The sequence below is a fragment of the Caballeronia sp. RCC_10 genome, assembly GCF_041360715.1.
GTDB lineage: Bacteria > Pseudomonadota > Gammaproteobacteria > Burkholderiales > Burkholderiaceae > Caballeronia > Caballeronia grimmiae.
In genome coordinates this window covers 92,098-106,668 of record NZ_JBFUPT010000002.1, presented here as the reverse complement: position 1 = coordinate 106,668, position 14,571 = coordinate 92,098, and the positions used below count along the sequence as shown (strand labels likewise).

The 14,571-nt window shown below is 63.9% G+C and carries 11 protein-coding genes and 1 pseudogene; 10 read left to right on the top strand and 2 right to left on the bottom strand.

Going from position 1 to position 14,571, the window contains the following annotated elements; genetic code table 11:
- Window positions 1–813, bottom strand: coding sequence for an alpha/beta fold hydrolase (locus tag AB6804_RS05045; protein WP_370885503.1), 813 nt, complete (start codon window positions 811–813; stop codon window positions 1–3).
- Window positions 814–1,166: 353 nt separating this feature from the next.
- Here AB6804_RS05045 and AB6804_RS05040 point away from each other — a divergent pair, with 353 nt between their 5' ends.
- The 6 genes from AB6804_RS05040 to AB6804_RS05015 all read left to right on the top strand — a co-directional run bounded on the left by AB6804_RS05040 (window position 1,167) and on the right by AB6804_RS05015 (window position 7,369).
- The gene (locus AB6804_RS05040; RefSeq protein ID WP_370885502.1) at window positions 1,167–1,526 is read left to right on the top strand and encodes a HigA family addiction module antitoxin; all 360 of its coding nucleotides are present in this window, start codon (window positions 1,167–1,169) and stop codon (window positions 1,524–1,526) included.
- Complete coding sequence (locus AB6804_RS05035) at window positions 1,516–3,030, top strand: ATPase domain-containing protein (protein ID WP_370885501.1); 1,515 nt, start codon at window positions 1,516–1,518, stop codon at window positions 3,028–3,030. The genes AB6804_RS05040 and AB6804_RS05035 overlap by 11 nt, the downstream gene beginning before the upstream one ends.
- Window positions 3,023–5,080: an ATP-binding protein gene (locus AB6804_RS05030; RefSeq protein ID WP_370885500.1), complete on the top strand. Its 2,058-nt coding sequence runs from the start codon at window positions 3,023–3,025 to the stop codon at window positions 5,078–5,080. The genes AB6804_RS05035 and AB6804_RS05030 overlap by 8 nt, the downstream gene beginning before the upstream one ends.
- Before the next feature lie 133 nt (window positions 5,081–5,213).
- Entirely contained in the window at window positions 5,214–5,612 is a 399-nt protein-coding gene (locus tag AB6804_RS05025) for a hypothetical protein (RefSeq protein WP_370885499.1), read from the top strand.
- A gap of 115 nt (window positions 5,613–5,727) precedes the next feature.
- Entirely contained in the window at window positions 5,728–5,964 is a 237-nt protein-coding gene (locus tag AB6804_RS05020; RefSeq protein WP_370885498.1) for a hypothetical protein, read from the top strand.
- A gap of 187 nt (window positions 5,965–6,151) precedes the next feature.
- Complete coding sequence (locus AB6804_RS05015) at window positions 6,152–7,369, top strand: serine protease (protein ID WP_370885497.1); 1,218 nt, start codon at window positions 6,152–6,154, stop codon at window positions 7,367–7,369.
- A 16-nt stretch (window positions 7,370–7,385) separates the two neighbouring features.
- Here the strand turns inward: AB6804_RS05015 and AB6804_RS05010 are convergent, their stop codons facing one another.
- Entirely contained in the window at window positions 7,386–8,327 is a 942-nt protein-coding gene (locus AB6804_RS05010; protein ID WP_370885496.1) for a LysR family transcriptional regulator, read from the bottom strand.
- 268 nt (window positions 8,328–8,595) lie between these two features.
- Here AB6804_RS05010 and AB6804_RS05005 point away from each other — a divergent pair.
- From AB6804_RS05005 to AB6804_RS04990, 4 genes and pseudogenes are all read left to right on the top strand, one after another.
- Window positions 8,596–10,099 (top strand): annotated as a pseudogene (locus AB6804_RS05005) (UbiD family decarboxylase).
- Window positions 10,092–10,715 (top strand): UbiX family flavin prenyltransferase, encoded by a 624-nt coding sequence (locus AB6804_RS05000; protein ID WP_370885495.1) that lies wholly within the window; start codon window positions 10,092–10,094, stop codon window positions 10,713–10,715. Before AB6804_RS05005 ends, AB6804_RS05000 begins: the two are co-directional and overlap by 8 nt.
- Complete coding sequence (locus tag AB6804_RS04995; protein WP_370885494.1) at window positions 10,712–13,744, top strand: molybdopterin cofactor-binding domain-containing protein; 3,033 nt, start codon at window positions 10,712–10,714, stop codon at window positions 13,742–13,744. Before AB6804_RS05000 ends, AB6804_RS04995 begins: the two co-directional genes overlap by 4 nt.
- Window positions 13,741–14,562, top strand: a complete 822-nt coding sequence (locus AB6804_RS04990; RefSeq protein ID WP_370885493.1) for a xanthine dehydrogenase family protein subunit M — start codon at window positions 13,741–13,743, stop codon at window positions 14,560–14,562. Before AB6804_RS04995 ends, AB6804_RS04990 begins: the two co-directional genes overlap by 4 nt.
- The last annotated feature ends 9 nt before the right edge of the window (window positions 14,563–14,571 follow it).

Sequence of the window (14,571 nt, the reverse complement as noted above, 5' to 3'; positions counted from 1 at the left end):
CTAGGCCCCGCTCTGAAGACCGTGACCATGCAGGAACCGCTGGATCGCGTCGATGCTCGCGCCCGCTGCACTCAGGTGAGGGCAGTGCCCGATGTTATCGACGGTGCTGAGCGTGCTGCCGGGCATCATGCGATGCATGTACTCGCCTACGCATACCGGAGCGAGGAAGTCGTCGGTCGATTGCAGGATCAGGGTCGGCGTCGTGACCTTGGGCAGATCGCTCCGATGATCGGCAAGGAAGGTGACGCGGGCAAAGTGCCTGGCGATGTCGGGGTCTGTCCTGCAGAAGCTGTTGACGAGTTCGGCACTCAGTTCCGGCTGGTCCGGCGCACCCATGATGGCCGGCGCCATGCTGCTCGACCAGCCCAGGTAGTTCTGCTCGAGCGTCTCCAGAAGCTCTTCGATATCTTCCCGGTTGAATCCTCCGACGTAGCCCGCTTCGTTGATGAAGGAGGGCGAAGGTCCAACCATGACATTGGCTGCGAAGCGTTCGGGCCGCTCGATGGCGGCCAGCATGCCGATCATCGCGCTCACCGAGTGGCCGACGAAGATGACGGGACCGTCGCAGAGTTCGTCGATCAACTCCAGCACGTCCCGGGCATGCCCGCGCAACGACGAATACTTGTTGCGATCGTAGGCGGACAGATCAGACTTGCCGCTGCCGACGAGGTCGAACAGGAGCGTGGTGTAACCCGCGCTGAATGCTGGAGTCATTCTCCGCCACATGGTTTGGTCGCATCCGAATCCGTGCGCGAAGACCATGAATGGCCCGTGGCCGCTGATAGAAACGTTGTTTCGTTTTCGAATATTCATCGGGACGGCGGCGCCGTGTGACTGTTGAGAAGGCGACCAGCAAGGCGACGGGCTGAAAAGCGCCGTGAAAGGTAATACGGACAGAAACTTTGCGCCCCTGCCTGCAGTGAAATAATGTACAGCGCAGTTCACGGAGCGTCATCAATCATATCAGGGTGTGCTCGCGCGAGCCGGCGCGGTGCCAGGAGCCGACGCCAACCGGCGTGATCGAAGCTGCGTTCCCTAAAGCCGCCCGCGCGACGCAAGACGTGATGCGCGCGCCCAACACGGCAGCCTTCGCCGGCAGCGTCGGCGCGCCCGACCAGGGGTGACGTGATATGCTGCTCGGGTGTCACGCAGGAGGTTACAGTGTCATGGTTACGTCCACCGTCCATCGTGCTTTCGAGCCGGGCAAGCTGTGCCATCCCGGTCGATTGCTCAGCGAATTCGTGCTGCCGCAACTCGGTCTATCCGTGAGTCAGGCGGCCAGAGACCTGGGCGTGTCCCGACAGACGCTCCATCGAATCTTCGACGAAAGCGCTGCCGTTACGCCGGTGATGGCAATGCGGCTAGAGGCGCTGTGCGGCATTCCAGCCATGTTCTGGCTTCGACTCCAATGCGCGCACGATCTCGGCGACGCCCGCACATCGTTGACTGATGTGCTGCCTCTCATTCCCAAATACCGGCTTTCTCGCATGGCGATGAGGCAGCTCGGAGCAATCGATGGACACTAAGACTGTGACGCCGCACTACGCCCAGACAGGCGTGTCGGGACTCGACGACGTATTGGCGGGCGGCTTGACGAGAAAGAACGTATTCCTGCTCGAAGGAAGTCCGGGCACGGGCAAGACGACTATCGCGCTGAGTTTCCTGATGACCGGCGCCGCGTTAGGCGAGCCGTGTCTCTACATCACGCTCTCGGAGACCGAGATCGAGTTGCGAAACGGCGCGCGCTCGCACGGCTGGGATCTCGGGCATGCAATCAAGATTTTCGAAGTCAGTCCGTCGGAAAGTCTGCTCGACGCTGACCAGCAGCAGACGCTTCTCTACTCCTCAGACCTCGAACTCGGCGAAACGACGCGTTTGATACTGGCCGAATTCGAGCGCGTCAAGCCGAAGCGCGTGGTGATCGACAGCCTGTCCGAAATTCGTCTGCTCGCTCAAAGTTCGCTGCGCTATCGCCGGCAGATTCTTGCGTTCAAGCACTTCTTCGCGAGTCGCGATGCGACGGTGTTGCTTCTGGACGATCTGACGTCCGAGGCAACCGACATGACGGTTCACAGCGTGGCGCACGGCGTCATCAAGCTGGAGGAGTTGTCGCCCGAATACGGCGCGGAGCGGCGTCGCCTGCGCGTGCTCAAGTACCGGGGACAGCGGTATCGCGGCGGCTATCACGACTTCGCCATCAAGCACGGCGGTGTGGCCGTGTTTCCACGGCTCGTTGCCGGCGAACATCGCACCGGCTTTGCCCGCACCCAGGTGACGAGCGACGTGCCGGAACTCGACGCGCTGCTCGGCGGCGGCATAGAGCAGGGGTCGAGCACGCTCATTCTTGGGCCGGCAGGCACCGGGAAAAGCCTCTACGCCTTACAGTTCGTTGCGGCGGCCATCAGACGCGGTGAGAAAGCCGCGCTTTTCGTGTTCGATGAAGAACTCGGGCTGCTGTTCGACCGGGTCCGCGTCATGGGCATCGATCTCGAGGCGATGCAAAGCTCGGGCAATCTCCATATCGAACAAGTCGATGCCGCCGAACTGTCGCCGGGCGAATTCGCGCATCGCGTGCGCACCAGCGTGGATACCGCGCGCTCGAAAACCGTCGTCATCGATAGTCTCAACGGCTATCAGGCTGCGATGCCGGAGGAAAACGCACTCGTCCTGCACATCCATGAGTTGTTGCAGTACCTGAACCGTCAGGGCGCCAACACTTTCCTCACCGTAGCCCAGCACGGCCTCGTGGGCGACATGAAGGCGCCGGTCGACGTGACTTACCTTGCGGACACCGTGATTCTGCTTCGCTATTTCGAGGCGCTCGGCCGAGTCAGGCGCGCCGTCTCGGTCATCAAGAAGCGCACCGGAGCGCACGAGGAATCGATCCGCGAGTTCCGCATCGGATCGACCGGGCTCGTGCTGGGCGCGCCGCTCAAGGACTTCCAGGGCGTGCTGCGGGGCGTGCCCACGTTCGTTGGCAATTCGGCACCTCTGCTGACACCGAACGAAAGCGCGGAACCGAATGCCTGAACTCGATCGTTGTCCCGTGCTGATCCTGACGCCTTCCGGTCGCGACTTTGCTATCGCCCAGGCGCTCCTCGAGTCAACCAGCATCAGCTCGGAGGCCTGCGCGGATGTGCCGGAGGTGGCCGCCAGGTTAGGGGACGATGTCTGCTGCGTGGTCGCCGCCGATGAAGCATTGAACGGCGCCGATCTCACTGCGCTCACGCATTGGGTTTCGTCGCAGCCGGCGTGGTCGGACCTCCAGTTCATCGTCCTGACGCAGCGCAGCGCGGGAGCCGACCGCAGACCGATGGTGGCACGGCTGACGAAGGCGCTCGGCAACGTGGCGTTCGTCGAGCGGCCGTTCCATCCGACAACCTTTGTCAGCGTAATTGGAACAGCAGTGCGCGGCCGTCATCGGCAGTTCGAGGCGCGCGCCCGAATCAGGGAACTGCACGAAGGCGAAGCACGTTTGCTTACGGCGCTCACCGCCGGCAACCTCGGCTCGTGGGATCTGGACCTGGCGAGCCTGATGCTGACGGCATCATCCACGTGCAAGGCGATTTTTGGACGCGGCGAGCACGAGAGTTTCACTTACGCGGAGCTTCTTGCCAGCGTGCATCCGGAAGACCAGTTGCGGATGCAGGCAGCCATGAAGCGCAGCCTGGATACGGGCTCCGACTTCGCTATCGAATATCGCAATGTCTGGCCGAACGGCAGCGTGCATTGGGTCGATATCCGGGCGCGCGTCGTTCGCGACGACTCGGATCGCGTGTGTCAGCTTGTCGGCGTGTCATCGGACATTACTGCGCGAAAAACATCAGAGGACGAGTTGCTTCGTTTGAACGAGTCACTCGAAGTGAAGGTGAAGGAGCGCACGGCGCAACTCGAACATGCGCATCAAACGGTCCTTGCCGAGATTCGGCAGCGCGAGCGCACGGAGGAGCTTCTCCGACAAGTCCAGAAACTCGAAATGATCGGCCAGTTGACGGGCGGCATCGCGCACGACTTCAACAATCTGCTGATGGCGATCATGGCGAACCTCGAGCTCGCACGCAAAGACGTGGCGCCCGAGGAGCGGATCGGACGCCTGGTCGAAGGGGCGCTTCGAGGCGCTCAACGCGGCGCGGCGCTCACTCAACGCCTGCTCACCTTCGCGCGGCAGCAGGTCTTGAGAGTCGAGCCGGTGCAACTGACGACCCTGATGCATGGCATGGCCGACCTGCTCGAACGCTCGATAAGCTCGACGATCGAACTAACGGTCGATACAGCCGATGAGCTTCCCTACACGATGGTCGATGCGAATCAGGTCGAGCTTGCCATCCTGAACCTCGTCGTCAACGCGCGCGATGCAATGCCTCATGGCGGCAAGATCAGCATCGCTGTGGACGATGTCCATACATCGGGCGATACCGAACTGCCCGCGGGCCACTATGTGCGCATCCTGGTGAGCGACACGGGAACGGGCATGGACGCCGCGACGCTCGCGAAAGCCACGGAACCGTTCTTCACGACGAAGGAAGTAGGCAAGGGCACGGGGCTGGGTCTGTCGATGATTCACGGCCTGGCGCGCCAGTTGAATGGCGCGCTGCACCTGGCAAGCACGCCGGGAGCGGGCACGTGTGCATCGCTATGGCTGCCGGCGTATCAGCACGACGCGGGCGATGCCGACGTGAAGCGCGAGTCGCTCGACGATACGTCGCCTCACACGCTGTTCGAGCGCGCAACGATACTGGTGGTCGACGATGACCCGCTCATCTCGTCGAGCACCGCTTACCTCTTACAAGATTTGGGACAAGACGTTATCGAGGTGAATTCCGGCGCCGCGGCGCTGGAGATTCTTCGCAGCGGTCGCGCGGTCGACGTCCTGCTGACCGACTATTCAATGCCGAGGATGACGGGCGTCGAACTGGCCGGCGCGGCGCGCGCACTCCGACCGACGCTGCCCGTCATTCTCGCAACCGGGTACGCCGAGCTTCCGGAAGGACCGGAGGCCGCGCTTCCGAGACTGCGCAAGCCTTACGAGCAAAGTCAGCTTCTCAGGGAAATTGCAAGAGCCGTGTCGATGGGACGCTGACTTCACGGGGATGCGTCGATGCCGGGCAGACGTGCCGCATCGCGATAAACGGCGACGCCGCGAGACAGGGTCTCTTCCGTGGGCTGCTTCTGTCGCACGAGCCAGCGCGTTGTTGCGAACGCCCAGTAGCCGCGTGGTTCAAGCACAGGAATTGCTGCTACATGATGAGGAATGGCTCGGGACAAAGACGTGGGGGGAGAGGGTGAAGCCAACAGACGTTCTGTTTTTGATCGAGTCGTTGAACCGGCGCACACGCGAGTCGCCGGAATGGGCCGATAGATACCTGAGAGCCGAAGTACTCTTGCACGCTGAGTTGAGCGAGCAATGGTTGCAAGACAGTGAACAGCTTAAAGACGGGCTGGCCCGGACGCGTTTGTTAGCGAGGCTCGGACGTCCTCGTGCCGCACTTGCCCGGCTTGCGCTTCTCATGAAGACGCTGGCAGCAGTAGGTCTGAAGGCGGAGCAGGGCGTTGCTGCGTTTAGCGAGCCGCAGGCTGCCGGTTCCATGCCGACGCTGTCGCAGTCAGTCTGAGGAAAGATTCCTTCAAAAAGAGCAGCGGTTCGCCGAGGGCGGGCCTGAAGAATGCTCCCGTCATCTTTGATGCATCGCCGGTTGCCGACGACGCCCATTACCGAGGCACTTCTAAATGACCCCGATCATCGATACGTTCGGCATCGACCCGACGCCGCGCAGGGCAGACGGCGAATTCATGGCGCATGCAAAGATCACGACGCCTCGCAGGGATGGCGAACACCCTCAGGTTCTGATGAGCGGGGACCTGGCCGGATTCGATCAGCGAGGCGATGCCATTGCCTACGCTCGAGCGTGGGCGGCCCAATGGATTCACACTTACATCCAGGAAGGAACTACCGCGAAGCAGTAACGCGGTTGGCCGTCACTGCTTCCGCCTTTCGACAGAAAGGGCGTGATTCTTTACTGAAAGCGCGTTACGTACCGCGTTATCCCTTGCGCGGCTTCGATACGTACATTGCACTAGCAGCTTCCCGCTCTTCAGCGACTTAGGCGTGGCGTATGTCGCGTCGCACTTGGTAAAGGCCCGTTCATCGGCGATGACCCTGCCTGTTCGCAGGACGCGGACGGCAGCGAGCGACATCCTCTTATCGGAAGATTGGACGAAGAGTCGCGCCATAGCCAAGTCGTCGAACGCGCAGCGCATCAAAACCCCACTTCTGGACATGGACGCAATGGAACTCTACGTGAGCCCGAACGGCGACAGATGGTATCTGCACATCGATGGCGACGCTCCCCCGGTAGTCCGGCACGTGCCCAACCTCGCATCCGGTGGCCAGCCGAGCGAACAATCGGTCCCGGACTTTCTGGCGGCTAATCGTGCAACGCCGCAAGGAGAGGCACTTTTGCGATCCATCGGCACGCTCGCGGATAGCCCGGATGACAAACGAAGCGCTGCGCCGAGCCGGCCCATCGTCGAGGGACTTTTGCTTGCGGCCGTGCGAGTGAGGACATTCGCCGGTGCGCGCCATCTGACGAACGCCAGCGGCTTTTTCTTCGCTCGCGACGATCGGCTGTTTCTCGTGACGAGCCGGCACGTGGTTCACGACACGCCGAGCGAACATTTTCCCGACCGGCTGGAGATCGAACTCCATGTCGATGGCGCCAACCTCGGTGCGTCGACGTGGTTTTCGCTCCCGCTTTATGCCAATGGCGCCAGCCTCTGGCGCGAAGGCGCGGATGGAGGGGGCGATATCGACGTTGCCGTGCTGGAAGTGTTCAAGGAGCGGCTGCCGCCAACGGCAGTGTTTCAAGCGTTCGGCCCGGCGCATCTGCCTGATGCCGACGATGTCATGCCGGTCGGTCATTCCGTGCTGATCGTGGGCTTTCCGCTCGGGTTTCACGATTCCCTGCATCATCTGCCGGTGGTCCGGCAGGGCGTCATTGCATCGGCCTTCGGCCTGCGCTTTCAGGGCAAAGGCTGCTTCATCACCGATGCGCGGACTCATCGCGGCACGAGCGGCGCGCCGGTTGTCATGAGCGATTCGACCGCCGATACGCCGGATGGCAGTCGCGCCTTGCCGTGGAAGCTGCTCGGTATCCATTCGTCGACGATCGACATGGGCGGACGCGATCTGCAGGTCGACGAGTCCCTTGGCCTGAACAGCGCCTGGTATGCCGACATCCTCCTGGCACTGACGGAACCCGCTGAAGCAGCAGCAGTCACTCCGCTTAATGAAGACGACGGGCACGCCGCCCTGGACCCAGACAAGGAAAAGCTGGCGCGTGCCCCTCGCGATCCCGGCGACATGGAATAAGCTCGGCGCCGCGCATTCACGCGGAGCGTTCATTCAGCGTTGAAGATGTTTCGGTGAGCGAACTATTTGATGCAAGATGCAACTCATCCCCGATGATCCCGATGAGCGCTTCCGCCGCGGCGCTCAACGGGCGGCGCGGGTGGCTCACACACAGAATGTGCCGCACGATGCGCGGCGCGAGAATCGGGCAGGCGCGCAAGGTGCCGTGCCGCGCCGTACGCTCGACGACGATGCGCGGAAGGATCGTCGCAAAACGCGTGCTTTCGACGAGCTTGAGAATGGTCGACAGCACGTCGATTTCGAAGCGCGGCGCGAGCAGCACGTCTTCATGCTGCGCGGCGCTGTCTAGCACACCGCGCAGCCCGTGGCGCTTGGTCGGCAAGACGAGTTCCAGTTCGGGTAGCTTCGCGAATTCGATTGCGTGGGGAAGGTCGGGACCGTGCTCGGCGCTGGTGGCGAGCACCATCTCTTCATCGAGCAGCGGACGCGCATCGAGTGAAAGGCGGGCGCGCGGCTTGTTGGTGATCGCGGCATCGAGCTGACCGCCCGCCACCCAGTCGATGAACGTCGCGCTGTAGCCGTCGGCGACCGTGACTTCGACATCCGGATAACGCGCATGAAAGCGCGACAGCGAATCCGCGAGCACGCTCTCCGTCACCGACGCGATCAGTCCGATGCCCACGTGCCCCGTCACGACTTCCTCGCGCTGCACGAGTTGCTGCCGCGCGTGGGCGAGGTCGCGCATGATCGGCAGGAACAGGCGATACATGAGCCGTCCCGCCGCGGTCGGCGCCATGCCGTGCGCGCCGCGCTCGAACAATTGCTGATGCAATTCGTCCTCTAGCTTGGCGATCTGCATGCTCAATGCGGGCTGCACGATATTGAGCCGCTTGGCCGCCCGCGTCACGGAGCCATCTTCGAACAGCGCGATGAAGTACTGAATCTGTTTAAGGTCCATGTCTCGCTTGCGGCATCAGTGATGCTAATAGCTTTCGCTGGATTTATCACGCGGCATTCGTCGACGTCCCCGGACGCCCGTTGGGTGCGCGCCCACAAACAGGGACGTGTTTGCGCGGACTATTGATACGCACCTGTAAGGACACTGTCATCCGGGCTAATACCAATATAAGCGGTGATGATTCGCAGCATCAATAAACAGTATTAGAAGTTATGGGGCGATCTCGCTACGCTTCATCTCATGCGTTTGCTACGGCAGGCGCGCACGGATGGAGACACTAATGAATTTACGCGATGCCGCAACGAACGGCATGCCCTCGTTCTCGTGGGCCCCGGATCACGCCGACAGCGGCTCATTATCGCTGCGCGACTGGCTCGCGCATCTCGCGAAAACCGGCCGCGTCGCGACCATCGACAAACCCGTTGCACTCGAACACGCACTCGCTGCGACCGCGAAATGCCTCGATGGCAAGCAAGCGGCGATCTTCATGCAGCCTGGCGGCCATGCGATGCCTGTCGTGAGCGGTTTCATGTCGAAGCGCGCGTGGATCGCGGAGGCGATGGGCGTCGACGAATCCGGCGTGCTCGCGCGTTTCTCGTCTGCGGCCGCTGCGCCAGTGGCATCGAAACTCGTCGCACGCGAAGACGCGCCCTGTCAGCAAGTGGTGCATGAAAGCGGCATCGACCTGCACGCGCTGTTGCCGATCCCGACGCACAGCGAGCACGACAATGGCCCGTACATCACGGCAGGTCTCGTGATCGCGCAATCCGCGCACGGGCGTGCAGAACGTATCGATCAATCGAATCCAGGTGCACGGTCCCGATCGCATGGCGATCCTGCTGCTGCCGCGCCATCTCTACGCGTTTCAGCGCGCAGCCGAAGAAGCGGGCGATGCGCTCGACGTCGCCATTGCCATCGGCGTCGATCCGCTCACGATGCTCGCGTCGCAAGCCATTACGCCGATCGATCACGACGAGCTTGAAATTGCAGGCGCACTGCACGGCGCGCCGCTGCCGGTCGTGCAATGCGTGACGAACGGCGTGCATGTGCCGGCGTTCGCGGAGATCATTATCGAAGGGCGCATTTTGCCGAACGTTCGCGAGCCGGAAGGCCCGTTCGGTGAATTCCCGAAGTATTACAGCGCGAAGGAATCGCGCGAAGTCATCGCCGTGACGGCGGTCACGCATCGGCGCGACCCGATCTTCCATACGATCGTCCCGGCCGAGATGGAGCATCTGCTGCTCGGTGCGATTCCGCGTGAAGCGACGCTCCTTTCGCACCTTCAGCGCAGCCATCCGAACGTGAAGGACGTGCATCTGTCCGTAGGCGGCGTGTGCCGCTATCACCTGTGGGTGCAGTTCGACAAGAAGCGCGAAGGCGAAGCGAAGAACGTGATTCTCTGCGCGTTCGGCGCGCATTACGACATCAAGCAGGTGGTCGTCGTCGATCCCGACGTCGACGTGCACGATCCCGCCGAAATCGAATGGGCCATCGCGACGCGCTTCCAGGCAGACCGCGATCTCGTCGTGATCGCGGGTGCGCAAGGCTCGCCGCTCGATCCGTCGACGACCATCGGGCAGCCGGCAGACGCGCCCGCGCATCTGCAAGGCGTCAGCACCAAGATGGGCCTCGACGCGACGCGGCCTGTCGTATATCCGGAGCACGTCTTCACGCGCGTGCGCATTCCCGGACAGGACTCGGTCGATCTGGACGCGCTCGTCGCCGCCGACAACAGCGCATTCGATGCCTACCTCGCACGCAATCATGGCTGAACGCAAGAAACGCATCGTCGTGGGCATCTCGGGTGCGAGCGGCGCGGTGATCGGCGTGCGCCTGCTTGCCGCGTTGCGCCGCCTTGGCACGCACGAGACGCATCTGATCGTGTCGGCGTCGGGCGCGGTGACGGCGGCGCAGGAGCTCGACCTCGCTCGCGCCGACATCGACGCGCTCGCGGACGTCGTGCATAACGTGCGCGATATCGGCGCGGCGGTGGCGAGCGGATCGTTCCTGAGCGACGGCATGGTGATCGCGCCTTGCTCGATGAAAACCCTCGCCGGTGTCGCGAACGGCTTTGCGGACAACCTGCTCACGCGCGCCGCCGATGTGATGCTCAAGGAGCGCCGCCGCCTCGTGCTCGTCGCGCGTGAAACGCCGCTGAATCTCGCGCATCTGCGCAACATGACGCTCGCCACCGAAATGGGCGCGATCGTGATGCCGCCCGTGCCCGCGTTCTACGCGCATCCGCAGACCATCGACGATGTCGTCGATCACACGGTAGGACGCGTGCTCGATCTTTTCGGCATCGAGCACGGCGAGATCGCGCGCCGCTGGAGCGGTCTCGGCGATGAATTCGCGAGCCGTGGCGAACGTAAAGGAGCAAGCGCATGAACCAGCGCGAAACGGCATTTGCCGATACGAACGCGCGCGTAGCGCCAAGCGACGGCGCAAAGCCCGAGCGCCACGTCGGCCGCCCGATGGAGCGCCTCGAAGACCCGGCGATTCTCACGGGCCGTGGCCGCTATGGCGACGATATCGCCGTCAAGCCGGGCACGCTGCACGCCGCGATTCTGCGCTCGCCGCACGCGCACGCGGAGATCGTGTCGATCGATACCGAAGCCGCCGCGAAACTCGCGGGCGTGCGGGCGGTGCTGACGCGCGACGACTTGCGTCCGTGGTCGCGCCCGTTCGTGGTCGGCGTGAAATCGCCGATGGAGCAATGGGCGCTCGCAATGGACCGCGTGCGCTATGTGGGCGAGCCGGTCGCGGTCGTGATGGCCGAATCACGTGCGCTCGCGGAGGACGCGATCGATCTCATCAAGGTCGAATACGCGATGCTCGATCCGGTGACGGCCATCGAACAATCGCTGGCCGACGACGCCGCCGTGCTGCACGAGCGCGTCGGCATCAACGTGATCAGCGACCGGCATTTCCGCTACGGCGAGCCAGAAGCCGCGTTCGGCAATGCGCCGCATCGCGTGAAGCTGGTCGCGCACTATCCGCGCAACACCTGTGCGCCGATCGAATGCGGCGTGGTGATCGCCGAATACCTGTCGGGCGACGAAGGCTACGACGTCACCTCCAATTTCATTGGGCCGTTCTCGCTGCACGCGGTGATGGCCATGGCGCTCAACGTGCCCGCGAACCGCCTGCGGCACAAGGCGCCGCGCGACTCGGGCGGCAGTTTCGGCGTGAAGCAGGCGGTGTTTCCCTATGTCGTGCTGATGTGCCTCGCCTCGCGCAAGGCGGGCGCGCCGGTGAAGTGGGTCGAGGACCGGCTCGAACACCTGAGCGCGGCGACATCGGCGACGGCGCGCTTATCCACGATCGAAGCCGCCGTCGAAGCCGATGGCCGCATCGTCGCGCTGTCCTACGATCAGCTGGAAGACGTCGGTGCTTACGTTCGTGCGCCCGAGCCGGCGACGTTCTACCGGATGCACGGCTGCCTGACCGGCGCATACGCGATACCGAATCTGCTCGTACGCAATCGCGTGGTGCTGACGAACAAGACGCCGACCGGCCTCGTGCGCGGCTTCGGCGGGCCGCAGGTGTATTTCGCGCTCGAACGGCTGATCCAGCGCATCGCGATCGAGCTGAAGCTCGACGTGCTCGATGTGTATCGCCGCAACTTCGTTCCCGCCGATGCGTTTCCGTATCGCGCGGCAGCGGGCGCGCTGCTCGACTCGGGCAACTATCAGGAAGCGCTGCGCCGCTCCATCGACGAGGGCGGCTACGGCGAACTCGCCGCGCGCCGCGATGCCGCGCGCAAGGAAGGGCGGCTGTATGGCATCGGCTTCGCGGCGATCGTTGAGCCGTCGGTGTCGAACATGGGCTACATCACGACCGTGATGCCCGCCGCCGCGCGCAAGAAAGCCGGGCCCAAGAACGGCGCGATCGCGAGCGCGACGGTCAGCGTCGACTTGCTGGGCGGCGTGGTCGTGACGATTGCATCGACGCCGGCGGGGCAGGGTCACATGACCGTGTGCGCGCAGGTCGTCGCCGATGTGCTCGGGCTGGACCCGAAGGACATCGTCGTCAACGTGGAATTCGATACGCACAAGGACGCGTGGTCCGTCGCGGCGGGCAATTATTCGAGCCGCTTTGCCGGCGCGGTGGCGGGCACGGTGCATCTCGCGGCCACGCGCGTGCGCGACAAGCTCGCTCGCGTCCTCGCGAAACAGTTCGGCTGCACCCCGGATGAGGTGCGCTTCGAAGGCTCGCGCATCTTTCCGCAGGACGCCGAAGATCGCGCGCTGCCGTTCGCACGCGCCGCGAGCAATGCGCCGCACTGGGCGCCCGCGCTACTGCCCGAGGGCGACGAGCCAGGCCTGCGCGAAACGGTCTTCTGGTCGCCGCCACACATGGATGCGCCCGACGAGCAGGACCGCATCAACACGTCGGCGGCATACGGTTTCGCATTCGACATGTGCGGCGTCGAAGTGGATCGTGCGACGGGGCGCGTGCGTATCGACCGTTACGTGACCGTTCACGACGCGGGGACCATCCTCAATCCGGCGCTCGCCGATGGCCAGATTCGCGGCGCATTCGCGCAAGGCGTCGGCGCGGCGCTGATGGAAGAGTTTCGGTACGGCGCGGACGGCAGCTTCCAGTCGGGCACGCTCGCCGACTATCTGATGCCGACGACCTGCGAAGTGCCCGATCCGCGCATCGTGCATCTGGAGACGCCGTCGCCGTTCACGCCGCTCGGCGCAAAGGGACTGGGCGAAGGCAACAACATGAGCACGCCGCCGTGCATCGCGAATGCGGTGGCGGACGCGCTGGGCGTCGAAGACATTCGCCTGCCGCTCACGCCGCCGAAGGTCATGGCGATGATCGGTATCGACGATCCCGAGCCGTCGCGGCCGGAATATCGCGAAGCGCCCGCTGCGAAGCCCGCGACGCCGGGGGGCGGACGCGCGCTGACCGCGCAGGGGACGGTCGATCTTCCCGCGCCGCCCGAAGCCGTGTTCGCCGTGCTGCTCGATCCCAAGGCGCTCGCGAAGGTCATTCCGGGCTGTCATGCGCTCGACGAGACCGCGCCGAACCAGTATCGCGCGGACGTGACGGTGGGCGTCGGCATGATCAAGGCGCGCTTCGAGGCACGCATCGGCTTGTCGGAGATCGACGCGCCGCATCGCTTGCGGCTGGCGGGCGCGGGCATTTCGCCGCTCGGCAGCGCACGCGGCAGCGGTCTCGTCGAACTCACGCCGCACAACGGCGGCACACGGCTCACGTACGACTACGAAGCGCAGGTGTCGGGCAAGGTCGCGGCGGTCGGCGGCCGCATGCTCGAAGGCGCGGCGAAGGTCGTGTTGAAGCAATTGTTCGAATCGCTCGGACGGCAGGCGGCGGGCAAGCCCGTGCAGCCCAGCGGCTCCTGGCTCGCCCGGCTGTTCGGAAGACTCAGGAGGCGCGCATGAAGCCCGCATCGTTCGATTATCTGCGCGCCATGACCACGCAAGACGCGCTCGACTCTCTTGCACAGCACGGCGAAGACGCGCGCGTGCTCGCGGGCGGCCAGTCGCTGATGGCCGTGCTGAACATGCGGCTCGCGCAGCCGAAGCTGCTCGTCGACATCTCGCGCACCGCCGAACTGGGCGAGGTGCGCGTCGACGAGAAAGCGGGGCATCTCGTCGTGAATGCGGCGGCGACGCAAGGCAGCGTCGAATGGCGCGCGACGCTCGCCGCAGAAGTGCCGTTGCTCGCGATGGCCTTCCCGCATATCTCGCATTTTCAGATTCGCAATCGCGGGACGGTGTGCGGTTCCATCGCGCATGCGGATCCGAGTGCGGAATTGCCGCTCGTGCTCGCCGCGCTCGGCGGCGACGTGATGCTGCGTTCGAAGAAGAAGCGCCGCACGTTGCCCGCGCACGACTTCTTTCAGGGCATGTTGATGACGGCGCGCGAGCCCGACGAACTGGTGGAAGCCGTGCGCTTTCCGCTGCGCAAGCCGGGCGAGCGATACGGGTTCACGGAGTTCTCCGCGCGTCACGGCGATTTCGCGATCGTCGCGTGCGCGGCGGTCGTCACGGATGATGCGATCCGCATTGCGGTCGGCGGCGTCGCGGACCGGCCCGTGGTGGAGAGTTGGCCGCGTCTCGCAGGCGACGACCTGCGCGGCGCACTGAACGATTTGAGCTGGAAACTGAACGCGCAGAACGACGCGCACATCAGCGCGACCTATCGCCGGCATCTGGTCCGGCAACTTGGATGGCGCGTGATCGAGGAGGCGAAGTGAGCAAGACGT

Bases quoted from the DNA above. Each gene is read 5' to 3' on its own strand.
- AB6804_RS04990 (WP_370885493.1), top strand. From the start codon at position 13,741: ATGAAGCCCGCATCGTTCGATTATCTGCGCGCCATGACCACGCAAGAC.
- AB6804_RS05030 (WP_370885500.1), top strand. From the start codon at position 3,023: ATGCCTGAACTCGATCGTTGTCCCGTGCTGATCCTGACGCCTTCCGGT.
- AB6804_RS05035 (WP_370885501.1), top strand. From the start codon at position 1,516: ATGGACACTAAGACTGTGACGCCGCACTACGCCCAGACAGGCGTGTCG.
- AB6804_RS05020 (WP_370885498.1), top strand. From the start codon at position 5,728: ATGACCCCGATCATCGATACGTTCGGCATCGACCCGACGCCGCGCAGG.
- AB6804_RS05015 (WP_370885497.1), top strand. From the start codon at position 6,152: ATGACCCTGCCTGTTCGCAGGACGCGGACGGCAGCGAGCGACATCCTC.
- AB6804_RS05010 (WP_370885496.1), bottom strand. From the start codon at position 8,327: ATGGACCTTAAACAGATTCAGTACTTCATCGCGCTGTTCGAAGATGGC.
- AB6804_RS05000 (WP_370885495.1), top strand. From the start codon at position 10,092: ATGGCTGAACGCAAGAAACGCATCGTCGTGGGCATCTCGGGTGCGAGC.
- AB6804_RS04995 (WP_370885494.1), top strand. From the start codon at position 10,712: ATGAACCAGCGCGAAACGGCATTTGCCGATACGAACGCGCGCGTAGCG.
- AB6804_RS05040 (WP_370885502.1), top strand. From the start codon at position 1,167: ATGGTTACGTCCACCGTCCATCGTGCTTTCGAGCCGGGCAAGCTGTGC.
- AB6804_RS05045 (WP_370885503.1), bottom strand. From the start codon at position 813: ATGAATATTCGAAAACGAAACAACGTTTCTATCAGCGGCCACGGGCCA.